The organism is Priestia sp. P5_B4, from assembly GCF_056400385.1.
Genome location: NZ_JBFULJ010000429.1, coordinates 1 through 3,223, shown reverse-complemented (window position 1 = coordinate 3,223; position 3,223 = coordinate 1). Strand labels below are relative to the sequence as shown.

At 39.1% G+C, this 3,223-nt stretch carries 2 protein-coding genes; both read right to left on the bottom strand.

What is annotated here, in order from left to right:
* On the bottom strand, positions 1-952 hold a 952-nt coding region (locus AC1DRF_RS20735), incomplete at its 3' end, for a 2,3-butanediol dehydrogenase (RefSeq protein ID WP_477741570.1).
* Positions 953-1,006: 54 nt separating this feature from the next.
* The gene (locus AC1DRF_RS20730; RefSeq protein WP_427076296.1) at positions 1,007-2,884 is read right to left on the bottom strand and encodes a sigma-54-dependent Fis family transcriptional regulator; all 1,878 of its coding nucleotides are present in this window, start codon (positions 2,882-2,884) and stop codon (positions 1,007-1,009) included.
* Positions 2,885-3,223: the final 339 nt, after the last annotated feature.

Here is a 3,223-nt window from a genome sequence, read left to right as displayed (position 1 = left end):
CCAGTTTATCAGCCGAAAAATAGCCTTTTGCCATTAAACTAATAACCGCTGGAAATACATCGCGGTAGCCAATAATACCTGTTACTGTACGCTCTTGTAAAACGATTGTTTGGGGATGAATGGACGCTTCTTTTTCAAATATGCTAACAATCATTGTCTCCCCGCCACTTTTGGTAGAATTAATGGCTTGAGTTAAAACTAAGGGAACACTTGTCACTTCATAGGAAACGTCTACACCTCCGCCTGTGCGCTTATGTACTTCTGCTACGGGATCGTATTCTTGCGGGTTAATCACAATCGCCCCAAGTTCTTCAGCTTTCTGTCTGCGCTGTTCCGATAGTTCGATCGCATAAATTTCAGATGCACCCGATGCTTTTAACGCTTCAATAACTAGCAAACCGATTGGCCCCGTCCCAAATACGGCGGCTTTATCTCCTACCTTTAGTTTGCTTTGACGCACAGCATGAAGAGCCACAGCTGAAGGCTCTACGAGAGCTCCTTGCTCGTAAGACACCACTTCTGGTATTTTATGAATCATTTCTACCGGTATAGAGGCATACTCAGAAAAACCTCCGCCACCTCCGGCAAGACCATAAAACCCCATTTTATTACAAAGATTATACTTTCCTTGTTTACAGTTTTCACACTCTCCGCATGCATAGATAGGTTCTACCACTACTCTGTCTCCGACTTTTACATTCGTAATACCTTCTCCGATTTCTACAACTTGTCCAGAAAATTCATGTCCCAGCACAACCGGCGCTTTATCTTTACTTAATGGATGGGGTTCTTCTGTAGGAATAAAAATAGGTCCTGCCGTGTACTCATGCAAATCACTTCCGCAAATTCCACACCATTCTACTTTAATTTTCACTTTTCCTTGAGAGACAGTAGGTTCTGCAATATATTCTAACCTTACATCTTTAACGCCATGCCATCTTAATGCTTTCATTCTACTCAGCTCCTATCCTTATTTAAAAATTTAAAACAGCTACGAACTCTSAGCTTACAAATTGAATTTTTTTAATCTGTTATAAAATGTACTTCTTGGTATATCTAACAGCTTAGCGGCAAGTGACACATTTCCCTGTGTTTTACGTAAAGCATCCATCATTAAGTCTTTTTGAACTTTTTCACGAAATGTGAGTACGGGGAGGGACGTAAAATCATTGTCTTCTATTTCTTGTGAAGTATCAGAGTTAGAGATGTTCTTTTGGCCACCAAGACTTAAAGAACTCAAATAATTCAATATCTTCTCTTTTTCTGCTTCTGTTTTAAGCGAGATCTTCAAGCGTTCAAGTACATTAAATAATTCTCGAATATTGCCGGGCCACTGATAATCTATTAGTTTATCTACTAATTCCTTGGGAAAATTCATATTCCAAGCATTCTTTTGACAAAAGTAGCGCATCAGATGTGGAATATCTTCTTTCCTTTCTCGCAAAGGCGGAACATGCACGGGATACACGTGAAGCCGGTAATATAAATCTTCTCGAAACTTCCCTTCACTGACAAGTTGACGAAGATCTCGATGAGTAGCGGTAATAATACGGATGTCTACCGGAATTTCCTGATTGCTTCCAACAGGCGTTACCTTGCGCTCTTGCAATACTCTTAACAAAGAAACTTGCATAGAATGAGGAAGTTCACCTATTTCATCAAGAAAAATCGTACCGTGATTAGCCTGCTCAAACTTCCCTTGATATCCTTGACGCCGTGCTCCTGTAAATGCTCCTTCCACATAGCCAAATAATTCACTTTCCATAAGTTCTTTCGGAATAGCACCACAATTAAGAGCAATAAAAGGCCCGTTTTTACGCGAGCTGTTTTCATGAATTGTTTGAGCTATTACTTCTTTTCCGGTACCTGTTTCCCCTAAAATATAGACTGTTGTATCCGTAGGAGCCGCATGCTTTATTTCTTCTAGTGTTTGCTGAAAGGAACGGCTTATGCCTGCTTCCCCTTTAAAAGAAAATGATTGAGCAGGGATCTGTGTAGTTGTTTGGTTGTGGTGCGCTTCTTCTGATAAATAAATAATCTTTCCAATAGAATGACCGTGTCTTTTTGAAATTACAGGCACTTCCATCACTATACGAAACCCCTGTTGTACAATCATATTTAACTGCAGACCTGACCATTTTGGTATACATTCTCGCAAGGTTTTGCTTGCTCCCACAATCACTTCTTTGTAATTGCAAAGCAGCAAGAGCTGTTTGCTATCAACAAAATTCATAGAAGCGTGAACCAACTCAATTTCGTCTTTGTGCATTCGAATGCTTAACTCCCGCTCAATTGTATACGCAATGGACGTAACCATTCCAAGTGTATAAGGGTGAGCTCTGTTTACAGGACAAGAAATATTAATAATCCCAATTAAATTTCCGTCGTCATTTCGAACAGGCGCTGCCGAACAGCTCCATTGATGCGAAGCAATCGAATAATGTTCTGTACCCGTTATCATAATGGGCTCTTCCGTTTGCAGAGCCGTACCGATTGCATTTGTGCCTACTTCTTTTTCTGTCCAACAGGCACCTTCCACAAAATTAATTTTCCTTGCTTCATTCAGTGTAAGTCTATTTCCTGTAATAGATAAAATATAGCCTTCTGGGTCAATTAATAAAGCAATCATTCCTAAGTCCGCCGCTGATTGTCTGATTCTTTCTAAGTGCGGCAAAGCCGTCTCAAGAAATAAAGAGTTCATTTGTTTTCGAGAATGAAAGTCTTCATTTCTTAAAATCGATCTGCCTTTATCTAGGTAAGGATTAACATCTGCGCTTTTACAACGATGCCACGACTTTACAATAATGTCGTTTAACCTTGAAGGTTCAAGTGCTCCTTCGTTTACAAAACGTTTCCATGTGTTTAAAGAAAGTGTGGATTCCATTTCTTACCTCTCCCCTATAAACTTAATTGAATATAGTAAATCAAGGCTTGTTACCATTTTCCTGCATCCTCGTCTAGTTTCTTTATTAATTTTTACATAACGTGAGTTTAAAAATCTATCATTTGGTAATGATAACGTTTTCTTTGTGATTTATAATAATGGTAACAAGCCTTGATTTACTATATTCAATTAAGTTTATAGGGGAGAGGTAAGAAATGGAATCCACACTTTCTTTAAACACATGGAAACGTTTTGTAAACGAAGGAGCACTTGAACCTTCAAGGTTAAACGACATTATTGTAAAGTCGTGGCATCGTTGTAAAAGCGCAGATGTTAATC